Origin of the sequence: Pseudoalteromonas luteoviolacea (genome assembly GCF_018100925.1) — a bacterium.
Taxonomy (GTDB): Bacteria; Pseudomonadota; Gammaproteobacteria; order Enterobacterales; family Alteromonadaceae; genus Pseudoalteromonas; species Pseudoalteromonas obscura.
Window position 1 is genome coordinate 527262 of record NZ_JAGJEH010000003.1, and the last position, 20589, is coordinate 547850.

Here is a 20589-nt window from a genome sequence, read left to right on the forward strand (position 1 = left end):
AATGACTCGCCTGTTAAACATTAGCCAAAGATACAAAGCAACCACAATAGGCGCTGCAGCGGCCTTGATTCTATCTGCTTGTGGAGAAGTGCCACAAACAAAGCCCACCAGTAAAACACAAGGTATTGTTTACTGTGCAGAGGCGAATCCAGTATCCTTTAACCCACAGGTTACAACCACTGGTTCCACCATAGATATAATTGCAAACCAATTATATAACTCTTTGATAAGTATTGATCCAATCACGGCTGAATTTAAGCCTGAGCTGGCGACAAGCTGGCAGATCAGTGACGACGGTAAAAAAATTACCTTTAAACTGAGAAAAGACGTCGCTTTTCATACAACTGATTACTTTACCCCTAGCCGCACAATGAATGCAGACGATGTCATCTTCTCTTTTAGTCGCCTGTTTGACGTCTATAACCCCTATCACTTTGTACACGACGCCAATTATCCGTACTTTCAAAGTGTCGGTATGGACCAACTGATCCGAAAAATAATCAAAGTCGATGAATATACGGTTCGCTTTGAGCTGTTTAGCGCCGAAAGTAGCCTGTTGTCTAATATCGCCACGGACTTTGCGGTCATACTCTCTGAAGAATATGCCATGTTTAGAGCAAGTGAAGACAAAAAACATCTCTTCGATACTTTGCCCATTGGCACAGGTCCATACAAATACAAACACTTCTTAAGAGACAATTTAGTACGCTTTCACAAACATCACGCTTACTGGAAACACAACCACGCTGTCGACCAATTGGTTTATGACATTACCACCAACAATACAACGCGCATTGCTAAAATGCTGACAAAAGAATGCGACATTACCTCTCATCCAAGTGCAACGCAGTTAGAAGCTCTGTCACAGCGTAAAGATATCGTGGTCGACAAAGCTGTTAACTTAAATGTTGGATATTGGGCATTCAATACTGAAAAGCCCCCTTTTGATAATGCGTTAGTTAGAAAGGCCCTCGCTCATAGTATCGATTTTGATAAAATTATGCAGGCTGTATTTTATGGTAATGGCATCGCTGCACAATCTATTCTACCTCCATCTTCTTGGGCATATACGCCACAGGCCATGCCTTATTATGATCCTGTAAAAGCAAAACAATATTTAACGGAAGCAGGGTTTCCAAATGGTTTTGAAATGACTTTATGGGCCATGCCTGTTTCTCGGATCTATAACCCCAACGCACGAAAAATGGCTGAGCTTATCCAAAGTGATTTACGCCAAATAGGGATCCGTACCAGAATAGTTGAGTATGAATGGAATACTTTTATCGAGCGAATTGGCCGCCATGAACACGATAGTGTTTTGTTGGGCTGGGCCGCAGATACCCCGGACCCTGATAACTTCTTTAGTCCTCTTTTGAGTTGCACGGCGACATTTACTGGTAAAAACCCTGCTAATTGGTGTAACCCTGAATTTGATCTTCTTTTGACTCAAGCACTCGATACAAATGACTTGAAAATGCGCAAATTCTACTATCAACAAGCGCAAGAGATGCTGATCCGCGAATTGCCATTAGTGCCAATAGCCCACGGAGTTCGATTTCAAGCTCGCAGCGCTGAAATTTCAGGTGCAGAATTGAGACCTTTTGGTGGCGTCTCGCTGGCAAATGTAAGGAAGGGTACACAATAATGCTGGACTATCTTTTGCGACGTCTAAGCTTACTGCTGTTCATGCTATTTGCACTAACTGCATTCACTTTTAGCTTAAATTACCTATTTCCCGGGGATTTGCTGACTAACTTTAGTGGACAGATCAATACCAGCTTTAGTCAGTCTCAATTGCTCGAAGAAAAGTATCGCATCGAAGATAACGTTATTGTGCAATACAGCGCCTTTATCGGACGATTAATTGAAGGTGACTGGGGTGTATCTTTATCATCTGGTCAAACCGTTTCCTCACATGTTGCACTGCTGCTCCCTGCAACACTTGAGCTTTGTTTTTACGCTTTGGTTGTCGCCATTCTATTAGGGATCCCTGCGGGGATCATTACCAGTGCCTACCATAAAAAATGGCCTGACAAAGTCATTAGTACACTCACCCTACTTGGCTTCTCTATTCCAGTTTTTTGGCTCGCATTGTTGCTTATTATGGTTTTTTGCCTCGGCTTTGGCTGGTTTCCCATGTCTGGCCGAATTGGCCTTTTATACGAAATTCCCGCCGTTACTAATTTTATTCTGTTAGACATTTGGCTGCTTGACTTTCCTTATGGTGGACAAGCATTTCTTGACGCACTGCATCATTTAGCACTACCAACAATTGTTCTAGCAATGTATCCAACAACCGTACTTACCAGGTTTACTAGAGATTCTATGCTCAATGTGTTGGAACAAAATTACATTAAGACCGCAAGAGCAAAAGGCCTAAACCGCAGACAAATTATTTTGGACCATGCACTGCGCAATGCTCTGTTACCTGTCATAAAGCAAATTGGCCTACAATTTAGCACACTGATCACATTGGCTATGGTCACCGAAGTCATTTTCTCTTGGCCCGGCATAGGTCGATGGTTAATAGACAGTATTTATCAACGGGACTATCCAGCCATTCAGGGCGGACTGCTCGCTGTGTCAATGTTCGTTATCTTTGCAAATATGCTGGCGGATTTGACTCACTCTTTACTTGACCCCGTGTCTAGGAACCAGTCTCATGGCAAAGTTTAGTTTATATAGCGAAGAGTCGAACCGCTCACCACTATCTCGCCTATGGCGAAATTTCAAAGCGAATCACCTCGCTCTTGTTGGGCTGTGGATGTTCATCGGACTAACCCTATTAGCAATGACTGCCCCGCTATTGGCCCCATATGGCATTGACCAACAACACAGTGACGCACTGCTTATACCTCCGTCTTGGCATGATGATGGTGATGTACACTTTATTCTCGGCACAGATGATCTTGGCAGAGATGTGCTTTCTCGCCTGATGAATGGTGCTACCTATACCTTTGGTTTGTCTATCGTTGCCGCGCTTGTAACAACTGTTTTAGGGGTGATTCTTGGTACTCTTGCAGGGATCAACCGAGGGTTTAAATCTAGTATTTTAAATCACTTACTTGATATTACGCTGGCGATACCATCACTGCTTTTGGCAATCATTATTATCGCTATTTTAGGCCCCGGACTACTGAACACGGTTTGGGCAATTATTCTAGCTTTGTTACCGCAACATATTCACTCCATCCGCAACCTAGTCGTAGACGAGTTGAATAAAGATTATATTGGCGCCTATAGATTGGACGGTGCAAGTCGAACTCACATCCTATTTCGTGGCGTATTTCCAAATATTTATGAACATGTTGTGGTCATATTTACCCTAGCGCTTTCTACGGCTATCCTTGATATCGCAGCACTTGGCTTTCTAAAATTGGGAGCTCAGCCTCCAACTACAGAATGGGGTGCCATGCTGGCCGAAAACTTGGGGCTTATATATCTCGCACCTTGGACTGTAGGTTTACCTGGTGCCCTATTGTTTTTGTCTGTGTTAGCCACTAACCTTGTTGGAGATGGGCTGAGAAAAGCACTCCAAGCTAGAAAGGCAACCTAATGCAACTACTTGACATTAAAAATCTCACCATTGAACTGCCGACCGAAGATGGCGTGATCCGTGCAGTTGATAAAGTAAACTTGAGCCTTAAAGAAGGCGAAGTACATGCACTTGTTGGTGAGTCAGGTTCCGGAAAAAGTTTAATTGCAAAAGCCATTGTTGGTGTACTCAATGCCCGCTGGCGTATCACGGCTGACCGAATGCATTGGCGTGGTGTCGATTTAATGCGCCTAAGCCCGGAAAAACGCCGAAAAGTGGTTGGCCGGGATATGGCGATGATATATCAAGAACCCCGCAGAAGCTTAGATCCAACGGCGAAGATTTTCGAGCAGGTAGCTGAATCGCTGCCTGATGATTGCTTCAAGGCCGGCTTCTTTGGCCGAAAAAAGGAGCGGAAGACGAAAGTAAAAGCACTTCTTCACAAAGTAGGAATACGTGAAGATGAAAAAGTATCGAGCAGTTATCCGCATGAATTGTCCGAAGGAGTATGCCAAAAAGTAATGATTGCTATGGCAATCGCGAGAAATCCGCAATTACTGATTGCTGATGAGCCCACAACCGCGTTAGAAAGCACCACACGCGCTCAAGTTTTTAGGCTGCTCAAGAGTTTAAACCAACTAAAAAACATGTCGATACTAATGATTTCCCATGAGTTAGAAGAAATAACTCAATGGTCTCATGCAATCCATGTTTTATATTGCGGACAGATGGTTGAAGCGGGCCCGACCAAAAAAGTGTTCACTGATCCATATCACCCTTACACGCAAGCACTGGTCAAGTCATTACCAGACTATGCCCACGGCTTAGGCCACAAAGCCCCTTTTTACGCCCTAAAAGGCACAATTCCGCCTTTGCAGCACTTACCCATTGGCTGCCGATTAGGACCTCGCTGTCCACAGGCGCAAAAAGAATGTGTTGCAACCCCTTTGTTGGTCAAGTCTCATGGTCATTCTTATGCATGTCATTTTCCACTCAATAGAGAGAAGAAAAAATGCAACCCGTGTTAAAAGTTCAGGCGCTGAGTAAAACGTTTAAAACACGCTCTGGGCTATTTAGCCGCAATAAAGTTAAAGTATTGAATGATATTTCGTTTGCGGTAGCGCCAGGACAAACACTGGCTGTGATAGGTGAAACTGGTTCAGGAAAAAGTACACTTGCTAAAGTGCTTGCCGGAGCCGAAGACGCTGATTCAGGGCAGATATTATTAAATGGTGACATGATTGTCGACGATGGCACAACTAGACGAGAATGCCATCATATTCGCCTTATATTCCAAGACCCCACACGCTCTCTCAACCCTGGCCTTACTATAGGTGAAATGTTAGATGATTGTCTGCGCTTCAATACCAAATTAACGGAAGTGCAGCGTAATAAAAAAATTGAGCTGACATTATCTCGTGTTGGGTTGTTATCTGAACACTATGAATATTACCCTCATATGTTTAGTGGAGGGCAATTACAACGTGTAGCACTTGCCAGAGCGCTGATTTTAGATCCTAAAGTAGTAGTTTTGGATGAAGCACTATCTTCATTGGATCCGTCTGTCAGAGCGCAAATAGTTAACTTATTACTTAAGCTGCAGCAAGAGACTGATTTAACCTATGTGCTTATCACTCATCACCTTAGCCTAGTAAAACATATGAGTGATAAACTGTTGGTATTGAACAATGGTGAAGCTGTCGAATATGGCTGTTGTGACACGATATTCAATCGCCCTCAATCCAAAGTGATGAAAAAGCTATTGGCGGTGTAAATCTGACAATAAAAGACCTCTGTTAAAATAAAAAAACCACCTTGCGGTGGTTTTTTTATTCATCATTAGAAGTGTCTTAGTTTTCTTCTGCTACTTCAAACGTGCTCGGCTTCACGATATCCGCCGTGCCTTCTAATGCGCTTAACAGTGCAAGATAGTTCTTGTTCACTTGAGTTCTAGTAATGCTTTGCTTCTGTTGAGGTTCAAGCTCACCTGCAACATCTGCAATGTTCACAGCTTTAACAACTAACAATGCTGAATCGCCGTTATTTAATTCAACCATTGCTTTAGATGTGCTTCCTTCAGCAGGGTGAGGCAATTTGAACGCCTTAGTCACCAAAGCAGGTGAAACAGCAAAGCTCTGACGCGCTAACGAAGCTTCAGTCTTCATTTCAAGCGATTCAGCAGTAGCGATATCTGCAAGCGCTTTGCCTTCTTCAAGTTGTGCAAATAACGTCTCTGCTTTTTCTTTTGCCAGCTCAGATGCTTTGTCATTCTCTAAACGTGATTTGATTTGCGCAGACACCTCTTCAAGCGGTTTAACAGAAGCTGGTTTATGCTCAACGACTCTCACTACAACTACATGCTCAGGTGCAACTTCAATTACTTCAGAGTTCACGCCGTCTTCCAGTAATTCTGGTGTGAAAATAGCACGAGTTACCGTAGGCTGATTTAGCGGTGCAGGTAATAAGTTGCGCGCAACAAGTTCAGTGCTTTTCACTTCTACTTCAGCTGCTGCCGCTGCATCTTCTAGTGTATCTGCAACTTCAAACGCTAACTCACGTACTTCTTCTTGCTTGCCGTAAAACGCATCAATTTTCGCATTTTGTTCTAACTCAGCACGTAATTCCGCTTCTAGCTCCGCAAAAGGTTTTACTTCTTGCGCTTGAAGATCTGTCAATTGGATAATGTGAAAACCAAATTCTGATTCTACAACATCTGAAAATTCACCTACGTTTGCCAAAGCAAAAGCGGCTTCTTCAAATGCTGGATCCATCATATCACGCTCAATCCAATCAAGATCACCGCCTAGCTCGCCGCTTGCAACATCGTCTGAATGCTCTTGTGCAAGCTTCGCAAAATCTGCTCCAGCTTGAAGCTGAGCATATAGGTCTTGTACTTTTGTTTTAGCAGCTTCCGCATCTTCCAAGTTCTCAACTAGGATATGTGAAACACGACGCCTTTCATCTTCAGAGTACTGAGCTTGGTTTTCATCGTAATAAGCTCTTACCTGCTCATCTGTGACAGGCTCTAGTAGTTCCATATCATCAGCTTTAAGTTCAATGTAGTTCAGCGCAACTTGCTCTGGTGACATAAACTGGTCTTGATTCAATTCGTAATGGTCTTGAATTTCAGATTCTGTTACCGAAACCTGATCTTTTAAGGTCTCTTTATCTAGTACTAGATAATCCACATCACGAGTCTGTTGTTGTAAAACAAGCGTCTGTTTTACTTCACTCTCCAACGCAAAATCAGAACCAGCAATCGCAGAAACCAATTGGTTACGCGTCATCTCTTCGCGCAGATATTCACGGAAGTCATCTGGTTGAAAGTTCATTTGTCTGATCAGCTGTAAATAACGCTCATTGCTGAATTGACCACCAATCTGAAAATACGGCATTTCAAAAATGGCTTGCTTGATCTGCTCATCGCTCACACGTAGCCCAAGCTCAATAGCAAGTTGGTTTTGTAGCTCTTGTTGTACCAAGCGATCTACAACACCTTGACGAATTTGTGCCATATAAGTTGGATCAGAAGCGATTTGCTCGAAGTACTCGCCAAATTGCTGTTCTAATCTACCACGTTCATTTTCGAACGCCCTTGCAAATTCCAACTGGGTAATTTTAACACCATTGACTTCTGCAACTGGTTGCTCTGTGGTTTGACCTAGGTAACCACCGATCCCTGCCAGCGCAAAAGACAAGATAACTGCACCAAGAACGATCTTGGCAGCAAGGCCCTGAGAGCCCTCTCTAATCTTTTCAAGCATTTGTTCTATCTCTTATCTAAGTCAAAGCACCAAGGTACTTTGCATCAGTTAGCTCATGTAAAAAAAGCGTATCTTACCAGATACGCTTTTTATCTTGAAGCTTATGCGTCCAATTACATCTATTTAACAATAGTGTGATTGTAAAAATATAAGCTTTTCTTAGTTAACCGCGTCTTTTAAAGCTTTACCAGCTTTAAAAGCAGGGATGTTAGCAGCAGCAATATCAATTGCAGCACCCGTTTGAGGGTTACGACCTGTACGTGCAGCGCGCTCACGAACAGAAAAAGTACCAAAGCCTACAAGGGCAACTGAGTCGCCATCTTTTAGCGCAGCGGTTACTGACTCAATGAATGAATCCAGAGCACGACCAGCAGCGGCCTTAGAAATATCAGCATCAGCTGCGATTTGATCGATTAATTGAGATTTATTCACAATATCATCCTCTTACATTGTTATTATCAAGAGCGATGGTGGTTTAAAACTAACATCACTTTTGTTGTTAACTACGAGAAATCTTTCGATTCTCTATTGCTTAAATGTATTACAGCCTAGAATCTACGGGGCTTCCCGTGCCCTAGGCCTAAATCCAGTGCTTAACTTAGCACACCATTAGGATTTGAAAACCCTTTTTCTCGACTTTTTTAAGCTTTCGCAGCAGTTTTTTGCGTTTCAACAGTAAAACTGTCCACAGGTTGAGCAAGGGCGATTGATAAAACGTCTTCAATCCAAGTAACTGGGTGGATCTCTAAGCCCTCTAAGACATTTTCAGGGATTTCTTTTAAGTCCCTTTCATTCTTTTTAGGAATGACCACAGTCTTGATCCCACCTCTATGTGCAGCCAAAAGCTTTTCTTTCAAGCCACCAATAGGCAGTACTTCACCTCGGAGTGTGATCTCACCAGTCATAGCCACATCGCTTTTCACAGGATTACCTGTCAAGCTCGATACTAAGCCTGTGACCATCGCAATACCCGCACTTGGACCATCTTTAGGTGTAGCGCCCTCTGGCACATGAACATGGATGTCACGTTTTTCGTAAAAGTCAGCATTAATTCGTAACTTTTCAGCACGGTTTCTGACCACAGTCATCGCAGCCTGAATAGACTCTTGCATAACATCACCCAAGGAACCTGTATAGGATAGTTTACCCTTACCAGGAACCGCAGCGCTTTCTATCGTCAGTAAATCACCACCCACTTCAGTCCATGCCAAACCAGTCACTTGACCAACGCGGTCGCCATCTTCTGCTTTACCATAGTCAAAACGCTGCACACCTAAAAAGCTCTCTAGGTTGTCTGCGTTAATTACGACTTTCTTTTGATCTTTATCCAATAAAATTGCTTTCACAGCTTTACGGCACAGTTTAGACATCTCACGCTCTAGATTACGCACACCCGCTTCACGCGTGTAGTATCTGATTGTGTTAATAATCGCGCTGTCTTCAATCTCGATTTCACCAGCCTTCAAGCCATTGCGCTTAATTTGCTTAGGGATCAAGTGCTGCTTTGAAATATTTAACTTTTCGTCTTCTGTATACCCTGAGAGGCGAATAACTTCCATACGATCAAGTAACGGACCCGGAATGTTGAAACTATTTGATGTCGCAACAAACATCACGTCGGATAGGTCATATTCAACTTCTAAATAATGGTCCGCAAAACTGCTATTTTGCTCAGGATCTAATACCTCAAGCAACGCAGAAGCAGGATCGCCACGCATATCTGATGACATTTTGTCGATTTCATCGAGTAAGAACAGCGGGTTTTTAACCCCAACCTTACTCATGCTTTGAATCAGCTTGCCAGGCATTGAGCCGATATACGTACGACGGTGTCCACGGATCTCGGCTTCATCACGTACGCCACCGAGCGCCATGCGAACATATTTACGCCCAGTTGATCGCGCAATAGATTGACCCAAGCTCGTTTTACCAACACCCGGTGGACCAACGAGACATAAAATGGGGCCTTTAAGCTTGTTAATGCGCTGCTGAACCGCTAGATACTCAATAATACGCTCTTTAACTTTATCTAGCCCGTAATGGTCGGCATCTAAAATCTTTTGCGCATTCGCCAAATCTTTTTTCACCTTGGAGCGCTTTTTCCAAGGAACGTTGATCAGTGTATCAATATAGGAGCGAACAACTGTCGCTTCTGCAGACATCGGCGACATCATTTTCAGCTTATTCAGTTCAGACGCCGCTTTTTCTTCTGCCTCTTTAGGCATTTGAGCTTCACTGATGCGCTTTTTCAGGGTTTCAAATTCATCAGGGACGTCGTCTAACTCACCGAGCTCTTTTTGAATGGCCTTCATTTGCTCATTGAGATAGTACTCTCGCTGTGACTTTTCCATCTGCTTTTTCACGCGAGAACGGATCTTTTTCTCAACTTGAAGTAAGTCTATTTCACCTTCCATCAAAGCCATTAAATACTCGAGTCGCTCCGTCACATTATACAATTCAAGTACTTTTTGCTTTTCAGGTACCTTAATTGGCATGTGTGCTGCCATCGTGTCTGCTAAACGCGCAGTTTCATCAATACCAGACACGGAAGTCAGTACTTCAGGTGGGATTTTTTTATTGAGTTTTACATACCCTTCAAACTGACTTACTGCGCTACGGATAAAAATATCTTGCTCTTGCTCGGCAATATTTTCAGAGGCAATAAATTGAGCTTGCGCTAAGAAATACTCATCCGTTACTAAAAACTCATCAATTCTTGCTCTTTGTGTCCCTTCTACCAGCACCTTAACGGTACCATCAGGTAACTTCAATAACTGCAAAACCGTAGCAACCGTACCGACTTCATAGATATCGTCAGTGCTAGGATCATCGATGGAGGCTTCTTTTTGAGCCACTAAAAAAATTTGCTTGTCATTTTCCATTGCAGCTTCGAGACATCTAATAGATTTCTCTCTACCAACGAATAGCGGGATCACCATATGAGGGTAAACCACGACATCGCGCAGTGCTAACACTGGAATTTCAACTCGATCCGTTCTCTCAAGCGTCATTATGTTCTCTTTGCACTTCATTTATTTTTAAGATTACAGAGGTATATGGGGATGACCTCTATAAAGTTCAACTCTTGGACAAAAAAAGGAGCACTAGGCTCCTTTTCTAACTTATCTGATAATTCATTCAGATGCAGCTTTATCTTGACCACTATTTTCGTAAATTAAAATGGGATCTGACTCCCCTTTAATTACAGTCTCGTCAATCACAACCTTGCTAACATCTTCAATCGAAGGAAGCTCATACATAGTTTCAAGGAGCACAGCTTCAACGATAGAGCGAAGTCCACGAGCACCTGTTTTACGTTCCATTGCTTTATGCGCAATCGCTTTTAAAGCATCTTCACGGAATTCAAGCTCAACGCCTTCCATCTTAAATAGCGCACCATACTGTTTTGTCAGCGCATTTTTTGGCTCATTCAGAATTTGTATTAATGCGTCTTCATCTAGCTCAGTTAGCGTAGCAACAACTGGTAGACGACCAATAAACTCAGGAATTAAGCCATATTTAACTAAATCTTCTGGCTCAACGTCTTTAAATGTTTCGCTTAATGAACGTTCACTGTCAGACGCTTTTACTTCTGCACCGAAACCAATACCGGTATTGGTATGACTGCGCTGTTCAATAACCTTATCAAGGCCCGCAAATGCGCCACCACAAATGAATAGAATTTTTGACGTATCTACTTGCAAAAACTCTTGCTGAGGGTGCTTGCGTCCACCTTGCGGAGGAACAGATGCAACTGTACCTTCGATCAATTTCAATAGCGCCTGCTGAACACCTTCACCAGATACATCTCGCGTAATTGATGGATTATCAGACTTACGTGAAATTTTATCAATTTCATCGATATAAACGATACCACGCTGCGCTTTTTCAACGTCATAATCACACTTTTGTAAAAGCTTTTGAATGATATTTTCAACGTCTTCGCCAACGTAACCAGCTTCGGTCAAGGTAGTCGCATCAGCCATGGTAAATGGCACGTCCAATAATCTCGCCAAAGTTTCTGCCAGTAATGTTTTACCACTACCTGTTGGGCCAATTAACAGAATGTTACTTTTACCTAGTTCTACGTCTGTTTTGATACCCTGATTCTTGAGTCGCTTGTAATGGTTATAAACCGCTACTGACAACACTTTCTTGGCATGTTCTTGACCGATAACATAGTCATCTAAGTGATTGCGGATCTCTTTAGGCACCGGAAGTTTATCAGACGCATCATGCTGCGGCGCGATATCCTTGATCTCTTCTCTAATGATGTCGTTACACAGTTCGACGCATTCATCACAAATATATACTGATGGACCAGCAATCAATTTGCGTACTTCGTGCTGACTCTTACCACAAAATGAGCAGTACAAGAGCTTGCTATTCTTGTCGCCGTCTGTAGGAGTGTCTGACATTCAACTACCTCTTAAATTTGGTGAGTTATCTCTAATTCGATAACACAATACATGCTTTAACTATACCAAATAAACTTTCAGTTGGCATAACTAAGCTAAAGCAAAGTGGTGCTACTCGGTCAAAAGTAGCTTTTTTTACACCGAAAGTAAGTCAACTTGGACATCCTTAAGATATAGATCCAAGTTTTATTATTTCAAGGTGTAATGTACCACCTTTCTTTAGTTTTTAATCTTTAGCGGCTTGTATGTACCGCGTCAACTAACCCATACTCTACCGCTTCTTGAGCGTTCATAAAGTTATCACGGTCAGTATCATTGGCAACGACATCATACGGTTGACCCGTGTGCTCAGCCATCAACCTATTTAATTTTTCTTTGATTGTTAAGATTTCTTTGGCATGAATCTCGAAGTCAGATGCCTGACCTTGGAAGCCACCTAATGGTTGATGAATCATAACACGAGAGTTTGGTAGACAGTAACGTTTGCCTTTGGCACCACCAGATAACAAAAACGCTCCCATGCTCGCAGCTTGCCCTACGCATACCGTGCTCACGTCTGGCTTGATAAAGTTCATGGTATCGTAGATCGACATGCCCGCGGTTACAGAACCACCTGGGGAGTTGATATACAAGAAAATATCTTTGTCAGGGCTTTCTGACTCTAAAAACAGCATCTGCGCAACAATTAAGTTGGCCATATGATCTTCAACTTGGCCTGTTAAAAAGATAATTCTTTCTTTTAGAAGGCGCGAGTAAATATCGTAAGAACGCTCACCTTTTGCTGTTTGTTCAACAACCATAGGTACTAAGGCGTTTAGCGGGTCTATCATACCGTCATTCATATTATTGGTTCCTTTATATGCGAGGCAGGTTTGCTGCGTCATTCAAGACTCTCTCTTGAACAGACCTTAAATTATTAACTCTAATAACGAAAAAGGCTCGCAGCACTGCATTTAACAGAGCATTACGAGCCATTTAAGCGTTAGCTTAGCTGTAAGTCAATGCTTTCCTCTAAGACGAGGTAAGAAACTTACTCTGCAGCTTGCTGAGGGTTCATGATGTCGTCGAAAGATTGCTCAACATCAGTAACCGTTGCACTTGAAAGTACAGCTTCTACAGCTTGCTCTTCCATTGCAACATTACGCATTTGCTGCATTAATTGATCATTTTCTTTGTAGTAGTTAACTACTTCTGAAGGATCTTCATATGCAGAAGCAACAGTTTCAATTAGTGACTCAACTTTAGCATCGTCAACTTTGATGTCGTTTGCCTTGATCACTTCACCAAGAAGAAGGCCAGTCTTAACGCGTGTTACAGCTTGCTCATGGAAAAGCTCAGCTGGTAGCTCTGGCATGTTTTTAGCGTCGCCGCCAAAACGCTGTGCAGCCTGTTGACGAAGTGCATCGATTTCTTGATCGATAAGCGCTTTAGGTACTTCAACTTCGTTTGTGTCTAGTAGACCTTTGATTGCTTGCTCTTTAACCTTTGCTTTTACAGCTTGGTCAAGTTCACGCGTCATGTTTTTCTTAACTTCTTCTTTAAGCGCATCAACACCGCCTTCAGCAACGCCGAATTTAGTTGCGAACTCATCGCTTAGTTCAGGAAGTTCTTGAACTTCTACTTTTTTCACTGTGATAGTGAATTGAGCAGGCTTACCTTTTAGGTTTTCAGCGTGGTACTCTTCAGGGAAAGTTACGTCTGCAACAACTTCTTCGCCTGCTTTTTTACCAACGATACCATCTTCAAAACCTGGGATCATTCGACCTTGGCCAAGCTCTAGAGGGAAGTCTTCAGCTTTGCCGCCTTCAAACTCTTCACCGTCAACTGTACCAAGGAAGTCAACTGTTACACGGTCGCTTTCGCCTGCAGCAGCATCTACTTCAGTCCAAGATGCATGTTGCTTACGAAGTGTTTCTAGCATGTTTGCTAAATCATCTTCAGTCACTGTAACAACTGGCTTTTCAACAGTTACTTTATCTAGATCTTTAAGCTCAACTTCTGGGTAAACTTCAAAAGTTGCTTCAAACTCTAGATCTTTACCAGCTTCTAAAGTTTTTGGCGCGAAGCTTGGAGCACCCGCAGGGTTAATTTTCTCAGAAACAATTGCTTCGATGTAGTTACGCTGCATAAGGTCGCCAGCAACTTCTTGACGAACTGCTGCACCGTAGCGCTTGTTGATCACAGAAACTGGTACTTTACCAGGACGGAAACCGTCAATACGCTGTGTTTTAGACAGTTGTTGTAAGCGTTTTTTTACTTCAGTCTCAACGTTCTCTGCAGGAACGGTGATAGTCAGACGGCGCTCAAGGCCTTGAGTCGTCTCAACAGAAACTTGCATGATATACCTCAATTTTCATTTTTGGCGGCAACGCGCCTTCCTTCACAAACAAGTCGACATTAAAGTGTAATCGGAAACAACGCATTTAATCGCATTCATTCAAAACCAATTACATGTCAGGCTTGCTGCCTGCCCCATCAGGGCACTATGTTAAACATTAGACGCGGCATTATAACCTATAAAACGGGAGAGTCGAGCAATCAGAACAAATAATTGATAGATAAAATAGGAGTAAATTAAAGAGATAAAAAAAATGATGAAATTTATGAGAGGAAGTGGTCGGCGATGCAGGATTTGAACCTGCGACCCCTTGGACCCAAACCAAGTGCGCTACCAAGCTGCGCTAATCGCCGATAATATATATTTTTCAGAAAAGTGGTCGGCGATGCAGGATTTGAACCTGCGACCCCTTGGACCCAAACCAAGTGCGCTACCAAGCTGCGCTAATCGCCGATATATTTTTGAGTGTGTAGATGGGGCGACTGATGGGGCTCGAACCCACGACAACCGGAATCACAATCCAGGGCTCTACCAACTGAGCTACAGCCGCCACTACATACTTGTGGACTTTGTTTAAATGGCGCACCCGGAAGGATTCGAACCTTCGACCCACGGCTTAGAAGGCCGTTGCTCTATCCAGCTGAGCTACGGGCGCAACACAAACAACACTTGTGTGCTATCCACCCACTAACTTTAGAAGAAAGTGGTCGGCGATGCAGGATTTGAACCTGCGACCCCTTGGACCCAAACCAAGTGCGCTACCAAGCTGCGCTAATCGCCGATTTTGTTACTTACTAAGAATGTTTTTGTTTAACACCCCTCGTTGGCAACGGGGTGCATAATAGAGATTTGAGTTGTTGAGGTCAAACATTTTTTTTATAAATTCGTTCAACTGCCTATTTTTGACACAAAAGGGTCAAAAAGCAGCTGAAAAAGCCAAAATTCGCCCAACTTCCGCCGTGACTTATACTAATACACATGCTTAATCTCGGAATCTAACTTGGCTAATTAGCTTAAGTTTGCGAAAATATAGGCAACACCGTTGGTTTATCTATTAATGCAACTCTGTAATTGCTAGATATATCAGCTGTAGTAAAAATTATTACTAGAGTCCCTCTATATAGACTCTATAATCGTTCAAGTAACTAACCCCCATATATAAAGGTCACCCATGACGGCAAACATCATAGATGGCAAAGCAATTGCGAAACAGGTTCGCAATACAGTCGCAACTCGTGTTGAACAGCGCGTAACTCAAGGGCTTAGAGCTCCAGGATTAGCAGTAGTACTTGTCGGACAAGACCCGGCGAGTCAAGTATACGTTGGCTCAAAGCGTAAAGCATGTGAAGAAGTTGGCTTTGTATCAAAATCCTACGACCTACCAAGCGATACAAGCGAAGCACAGTTACTCGAGCTAGTCGATAGCCTAAATACAGATCCAGAAGTAGATGGAATCTTAGTACAGCTACCTTTACCTGAAGGGCTAGATGCAGAGAAAATTCTTGAACGTATTCAACCTCATAAAGATGTTGATGGGTTTCACCCGTACAACGTTGGAAGGTTGGCACAAAGAATGCCCGCGCTGAGACCGTGTACACCGAAAGGTATTATTACATTATTAGAGTCAACAGGCGTCCGTTATAAAGGCATGCATGCCGTTGTTGTTGGTGCATCAAATATCGTTGGTAGACCTATGTCACTAGAGCTATTGCTCGCAGGCTGTACTACAACCGTGTGCCATAAGTTTACACAAGACCTTGAGTCGCATGTTCGCCGTGCCGATTTACTTGTCGTTGCAGTAGGCAAACCGGAATTCATTCCGGGCGAGTGGGTAAAAGAAGGTGCGATTGTTATTGATGTTGGAATTAACCGTTTAGAGTCAGGTAAACTCGTTGGTGATGTGCAGTATGATATCGCAGAACAAAAAGCCAGCTTCATCACTCCTGTTCCTGGAGGCGTCGGTCCAATGACAGTCGCTAGCCTTATAGAAAATACATTAGAAGCTTGCGATAAATATCACAGCTAGTTAACCAATTGGAGCATTCGCCTGCTATGGGTGCTCCAATTGTTCCTCAGTTTCTCCATCCCTGCCCCCTCTATACTCTTTAGCAAGCATTGACTGTAACATGGACATTTGTTTTTCAAATTCCTTTTGTTCTATCGCGCCTGATTCTAATCTATCAACCAGCTCTCTCATTTGGGATTCTATCTCTTTGATTTTTTCTTCATTGACGCCAAGGCGGTTAAACATCATAGTTTGCTGTGCCTTAGCTAAAAAGCTGTCATTCAATCGCGATGTCGAAAGATCTTTTTGCTTCAGTGCTAAAGAAAGCTCCGACTCAACAACTTGGCTACTCATCTCTTTTGCAAACATATGTGTCTGAGTATCTCGCTCTTGGGTCTTTTTTGCGGTGGCAGGCTTATCCGAAAGGCTTTCTGTGTGGTTCATTGCGGATGTTCTGTGTAGCAGCATCATTATCTCCTTTAAACGTCGGCCAGCAATTGCCTACTGCGGCCTTTTCGCCTTGTTTAAAGCAAGTGTCACGCCAATATATAGTCGCTTATCCCTTATTGAATATTTGCTCCTTGTAATAGACAACACTCATATACGGAACGGGTACATACTGGCTAAGCGTGTACTACTCAACTGAAAATAAGCAGGCTAGCTGAGTCAATCGGCGTCACTGCAAAGACAAAATATGTCATGCTATAGAATAGCAACACCGCACGACACATTTTCATTTTATTTCGCTTGCACAGCCATGCATTCAACTTCCACCCGAGCACCTAGCGCAAGCCCATTTGTAGCGAAAGCACTGCGAGCAGGATAGGGTTTTGAGAAATACTTCGTATATACCTCATTGAACTTGGGCCACTCTTTGATATCCGCAAGCATAATTGTGCATTTCACAATATCTTTCATCGACAAACCATGTGCTTCTAAGCTTGCTTGGATATTCTCCATAGTCTGTTTGCTTTCACCTTGAATACCGCCTTTCACCAGCTGAGTTGTACCAGGTTGAATACCTATTTGGCCAGATAAGTACACGATATCATTCACCCGGACAGCTTCCGAAAAAGGTAAATTGTGTCCCGCAGGCAGCACGGCATAGGAGTTTAAAAACTCAACCTGACTACCTTTTCCAGATTTGGCATACGACAGCCCCGACAATGCCAATAAAGTTAAAACAAGTATCTTTTCCTTCATCTTCTTTTTCCATAAATTAATGTGATATATATCCAAAATACCACTGTTCATCATAAAACCAAATTGAGTCAGTCACGCTCCCCAAATAACCATACTTGATAATTTTTCATTGGCAATTAAATCGTACAAATATTAGCCTAAACATGCACCTACAGTACTCTTTTGGAAAAATTACTCTAGAGTGCATATGAAAAGGCGATAACAGCCATAAAAATTGATAAAGGATTAGTTATGAAACTGAATTTAAATAAAAAGAAAGTTAAAACCCTAAGTAACGACAGCCGCGCTCTACCCTATGCCCAAACACCTAATATTGCAGGTGGTTATCGCACTAAAACGGGTTGTAATGGCACCACTTACGCATGTCACTCTAATGGCCCCTGCCATACGTATTTTTGCTAATAAAAAAGGAGCACTTAGTGCTCCTTTTTTAAAATGCTTATCGCGCTATTAAGCTTTGCGCCAAGTTGTTTTACCTGCACTGTCTTCAAGTACTACGCCCAGAGCAGTTAATGCATCTCTCGCTTCATCAGCAGCAGCCCAATCTTTATTAGCTCGTGCCGTTTTGCGTTGCTCAATCAAAGCTTCAATTTTAGCGACTTCATCATCGTCTTGTTCGCCTTGTAAGAAACTCTCCGGCGTCTGTTGAGCGATACCTAATACTTCAGCTAATTTCACCAAAATATACGCGTGCTCTCCTGCGGCTTTTGCATCTGAATCTTTTAACAAGTTCACTTCTTTCGCCAGCTCAAAAATGACAGGTAAAGCTTCAGGCGTATTAAAGTCATCATTCATAGCGGCTTCAAAACGCTCGGCGTATGCGTTGCCCGTCAGCTCAACTTCCACCAGCTCCACACCGCGCAGAGCCGTGTAGATTCGCTCTAAAGAAGAGCGTGCTTGGTCTAAGTTTTCTTGTGAATAATTTAACTGGCTACGATAGTGACCGTTAATAAGGAAATAACGAACAGTCTCTCGGTCATACGCTTTTAATACTTCACGCACAGTAAAGAAATTGCCTAGAGATTTAGACATTTTTTCTTTGTTGACCTGCACCATGCCCGTGTGGATCCATGTATTCACGTAGCAGCCATTATTTGCACAGCAAGACTGCGCAATTTCATTTTCGTGGTGCGGGAACTGTAGATCTGAACCACCACCATGAATATCAAATAAATCGCCTAAGTGCTTCGAGCTCATGGCACTACATTCAATGTGCCAACCAGGTCTGCCTTCTCCCCATGGTGATGTCCAAGATGGTTCGCCCGGCTTAGCTTTTTTCCACAATACAAAATCAAGTGGGTCATCTTTGCCTTCAGCAACTTCAACACGTGCACCTGCTTGCAACATATCTAGGTCTTGTTGCGATAGTTGGCCGTAATCTTTAAACGTTGAAACATCAAATAACACATCGCCGCTTTTTCCAACATAGGCATGCTTTTTAGCAATTAAGCGCTCAATCATTTCAATGATTTCATCCATATGGCCCGTTACTGTCGGCTCAATGTCAGCAGGTAGGATATTTAATGCTTCAAAATCATCGTGCATTGCTTTAGTCATACGCACGGTCAAATCGTTGATCTCTTCATTATTCTCAGCAGCACGCTTGATAATTTTATCGTCTACATCTGTGATGTTACGTACATAAGTAACATCATAACCAAGGTAGCGAAAATAACGGTTGATAACATCAAAAGATACATATGTGCGTGCATGTCCTACATGACAGAAATCATAGATTGTAATACCACACACATACATGCCGACTTTGCCTTCAACAAGCGGTTTAAATTGTGACTTTTGACGTGTCAGTGTGTCGTATATCTGCAACATGTAGTGATTTTCCTAAATTCGAGTTTGAAACCTTTGCATCATATCACTTGAAAAAGCTCGCCACCACTGTAAAAAGGCGAATTTTACCCTATCTAGGTAACAAAAATTAAACAGTAAAACTGTCAAAGTTATTTCAACACTTTGTAGTTCAGCAGATGTACTATAAAATAGCGTTTTAATCTAATTATTGTAATTCAAGGACCCATTATGGTTGTTTTACAAACAAACTTCGGCGAAATCAAAATCGCACTATTTGAAAAAGAAGCTCCAGCAACCGTTGCAAACTTCAAAAAATACGTTGAAAGTGGTTTCTACAACGGCACCATCTTTCACCGCGTAATTGATGGTTTCATGATCCAAGGTGGTGGTTTTGAGTCTGGCATGAGCCAAAAAGAAGTTGAGGCGCCAATTCAAAATGAAGCAAACAATGGACTTACAAACAAAGTTGGTACTCTGGCTATGGCACGTACGCCAGATCCACACTCGGCGACAGCGCAGTTTTTCATTAACGTAAATGACAATGACTTCCTAAACTTCTCTAGCGAGACATCGCAAGGGTGGGGCTATTGCGTTTTTGCCGAAGTCGTTGAAGGTATGGACGTTGTCAACAAGATTAAAGGTGTTGCAACAGGTTCATCGGGTTTTCACCAAGACGTACCACTGGAAGATGTCATCATCGAAAGTGCGTCTATCACTGAATAATCCCGACTTTGCAATTTGAGCGCTGCGGCGCTCTTATTCACACAAGAGACACCATGCGCAAGACCTACTTTATTTCTGATCTCCATCTAACCGAACACCGGCCTGATATCACCAATGCTTTTTACGCTTTCTTGGATACTCACATAGACAGTGATGTGGACGCTTTATATATTTTGGGGGACTTCTTCGAAGTATGGATCGGGGATGATGAAGGCGATCCGCTCGCGTTAGCAATTGCTAAAAAGCTCAAGGCAATCAGTGATAGTAATGTAAGTATTTACTTCATCCACGGTAATCGCGACTTTTTAGTTGGTGAACACTACGCGAAATTATGCGGTATGACGTTGCTGCCAGAACAAGCTGTTATTGATTTGTATGGTACCCCAACGCTTATTCTTCACGGTGACGAAATGTGCACCCAAGACACTGAGTACCAAAAGTTTCGTAAAAAGAGCCGAGGGTGGTGGTGGCCAAGACTCATGCTTTCTATGCCACTTTGGTATCGTCGCAGAGTTGCAAAAAATGCCCGAGCTAAAAGTAAACTCAATCAACAAGGTAAAGCTCCAAGTATTCTTGACGTAACCGATGATGCTGTCACCAATATGTTCGAGAAGTACCATGTTCAGCATATGATCCATGGCCATACACATCGACCGAAAGTACACAGAAGTCAAACTAAAACGAGAACGGTTCTGGGAGATTGGTATAGCCAAAGCTCGTATTTACTTGTGACTGAACAGTCTCAGTCCTTGGAGCAACATGAATTTAGCAAGTAAAGTACTGAAGTACTCTAC

General features: G+C 42.7%; 18 protein-coding genes and 5 tRNA genes. 9 read left to right on the top strand and 14 right to left on the bottom strand.

Features of this window, described 5'->3' with window-relative positions; all coding sequences use genetic code 11:
- Position 1 precedes the first annotated feature (1 nt).
- The 5 genes from J8M00_RS08400 to J8M00_RS08420 are packed head-to-tail and all read left to right on the top strand — an operon-like array spanning position 2 to position 5309.
- Positions 2-1645, top strand: coding sequence for an ABC transporter substrate-binding protein (locus J8M00_RS08400; protein ID WP_211009822.1), 1644 nt, complete (start codon positions 2-4; stop codon positions 1643-1645).
- A complete protein-coding gene (locus J8M00_RS08405; RefSeq protein WP_211009931.1) occupies positions 1642-2676 on the top strand; it encodes an ABC transporter permease in 1035 nt (344 codons plus the stop codon). The genes J8M00_RS08400 and J8M00_RS08405 overlap by 4 nt, the downstream gene beginning before the upstream one ends.
- Positions 2663-3556 carry an ABC transporter permease subunit gene (locus tag J8M00_RS08410; RefSeq protein WP_211009823.1) on the top strand — a complete coding sequence of 298 codons (894 nt, stop codon included), beginning with the start codon at positions 2663-2665 and terminating at the stop codon, positions 3554-3556. The genes J8M00_RS08405 and J8M00_RS08410 overlap by 14 nt, the downstream gene beginning before the upstream one ends.
- On the top strand, positions 3556-4563 hold the full coding sequence (locus J8M00_RS08415) for a peptide ABC transporter ATP-binding protein (RefSeq protein ID WP_211009824.1): 1008 nt from the start codon (positions 3556-3558) through the stop codon (positions 4561-4563). The genes J8M00_RS08410 and J8M00_RS08415 overlap by 1 nt, the downstream gene beginning before the upstream one ends.
- Positions 4548-5309, top strand: a complete 762-nt coding sequence (locus J8M00_RS08420; protein WP_211009825.1) for an ATP-binding cassette domain-containing protein — start codon at positions 4548-4550, stop codon at positions 5307-5309. The genes J8M00_RS08415 and J8M00_RS08420 overlap by 16 nt, the downstream gene beginning before the upstream one ends.
- Before the next feature lie 76 nt (positions 5310-5385).
- On the opposite strand, the gene ppiD is transcribed toward J8M00_RS08420, so the two are convergent.
- The 11 genes from ppiD to J8M00_RS08475 all read right to left on the bottom strand — a co-directional run bounded on the left by ppiD (position 5386) and on the right by J8M00_RS08475 (position 14836).
- Entirely contained in the window at positions 5386-7299 is a 1914-nt protein-coding gene (gene ppiD, locus J8M00_RS08425; RefSeq protein ID WP_211009826.1) for a peptidylprolyl isomerase, read from the bottom strand.
- A 159-nt stretch (positions 7300-7458) separates the two neighbouring features.
- Entirely contained in the window at positions 7459-7731 is a 273-nt protein-coding gene (gene hupB / locus J8M00_RS08430) for a nucleoid-associated protein HU-beta (protein ID WP_023397161.1), read from the bottom strand.
- Positions 7732-7940: 209 nt separating this feature from the next.
- Complete coding sequence (gene lon / locus J8M00_RS08435) at positions 7941-10310, bottom strand: endopeptidase La (protein WP_211009827.1); 2370 nt, start codon at positions 10308-10310, stop codon at positions 7941-7943.
- 123 nt (positions 10311-10433) lie between these two features.
- On the bottom strand, positions 10434-11717 hold the full coding sequence (clpX, locus tag J8M00_RS08440) for an ATP-dependent protease ATP-binding subunit ClpX (protein ID WP_023397163.1): 1284 nt from the start codon (positions 11715-11717) through the stop codon (positions 10434-10436).
- 233 nt (positions 11718-11950) lie between these two features.
- Entirely contained in the window at positions 11951-12559 is a 609-nt protein-coding gene (gene clpP / locus J8M00_RS08445; protein ID WP_023397164.1) for an ATP-dependent Clp endopeptidase proteolytic subunit ClpP, read from the bottom strand.
- A gap of 188 nt (positions 12560-12747) precedes the next feature.
- The gene (gene tig, locus J8M00_RS08450) at positions 12748-14055 is read right to left on the bottom strand and encodes a trigger factor (protein WP_211009828.1); all 1308 of its coding nucleotides are present in this window, start codon (positions 14053-14055) and stop codon (positions 12748-12750) included.
- Between the two features lie 276 nt (positions 14056-14331).
- Positions 14332-14408 (bottom strand) — tRNA-Pro (locus J8M00_RS08455).
- 23 nt (positions 14409-14431) lie between these two features.
- A tRNA-Pro gene (locus tag J8M00_RS08460) sits at positions 14432-14508 on the bottom strand.
- A gap of 21 nt (positions 14509-14529) precedes the next feature.
- Positions 14530-14605 (bottom strand) — tRNA-His (locus tag J8M00_RS08465).
- Positions 14606-14633: 28 nt separating this feature from the next.
- Positions 14634-14710 (bottom strand) — tRNA-Arg (locus J8M00_RS08470).
- Between the two features lie 49 nt (positions 14711-14759).
- Positions 14760-14836, bottom strand: a tRNA-Pro gene (locus tag J8M00_RS08475).
- 390 nt (positions 14837-15226) lie between these two features.
- Here J8M00_RS08475 and folD point away from each other — a divergent pair.
- On the top strand, positions 15227-16081 hold the full coding sequence (gene folD / locus J8M00_RS08480; protein WP_211009829.1) for a bifunctional methylenetetrahydrofolate dehydrogenase/methenyltetrahydrofolate cyclohydrolase FolD: 855 nt from the start codon (positions 15227-15229) through the stop codon (positions 16079-16081).
- Between the two features lie 24 nt (positions 16082-16105).
- Here the strand turns inward: folD and J8M00_RS08485 are convergent, their stop codons facing one another.
- On the bottom strand, positions 16106-16531 hold the full coding sequence (locus J8M00_RS08485) for a hypothetical protein (RefSeq protein ID WP_211009830.1): 426 nt from the start codon (positions 16529-16531) through the stop codon (positions 16106-16108).
- Between the two features lie 267 nt (positions 16532-16798).
- Positions 16799-17263, bottom strand: a complete 465-nt coding sequence (locus tag J8M00_RS08490; RefSeq protein ID WP_211009831.1) for a RidA family protein — start codon at positions 17261-17263, stop codon at positions 16799-16801.
- A 231-nt stretch (positions 17264-17494) separates the two neighbouring features.
- Here J8M00_RS08490 and J8M00_RS08495 point away from each other — a divergent pair, with 231 nt between their 5' ends.
- Complete coding sequence (locus J8M00_RS08495) at positions 17495-17665, top strand: hypothetical protein (protein ID WP_211009832.1); 171 nt, start codon at positions 17495-17497, stop codon at positions 17663-17665.
- Between the two features lie 48 nt (positions 17666-17713).
- On the opposite strand, the gene cysS is transcribed toward J8M00_RS08495, so the two are convergent.
- The gene (cysS, locus tag J8M00_RS08500; protein WP_211009833.1) at positions 17714-19093 is read right to left on the bottom strand and encodes a cysteine--tRNA ligase; all 1380 of its coding nucleotides are present in this window, start codon (positions 19091-19093) and stop codon (positions 17714-17716) included.
- A 207-nt stretch (positions 19094-19300) separates the two neighbouring features.
- Here cysS and J8M00_RS08505 point away from each other — a divergent pair, with 207 nt between their 5' ends.
- Positions 19301-19795: a peptidylprolyl isomerase gene (locus J8M00_RS08505; RefSeq protein ID WP_211009834.1), complete on the top strand. Its 495-nt coding sequence runs from the start codon at positions 19301-19303 to the stop codon at positions 19793-19795.
- Positions 19796-19848: 53 nt separating this feature from the next.
- A complete protein-coding gene (locus J8M00_RS08510; RefSeq protein WP_211009835.1) occupies positions 19849-20571 on the top strand; it encodes a UDP-2,3-diacylglucosamine diphosphatase in 723 nt (240 codons plus the stop codon).
- Positions 20572-20589 lie beyond the last annotated feature (18 nt).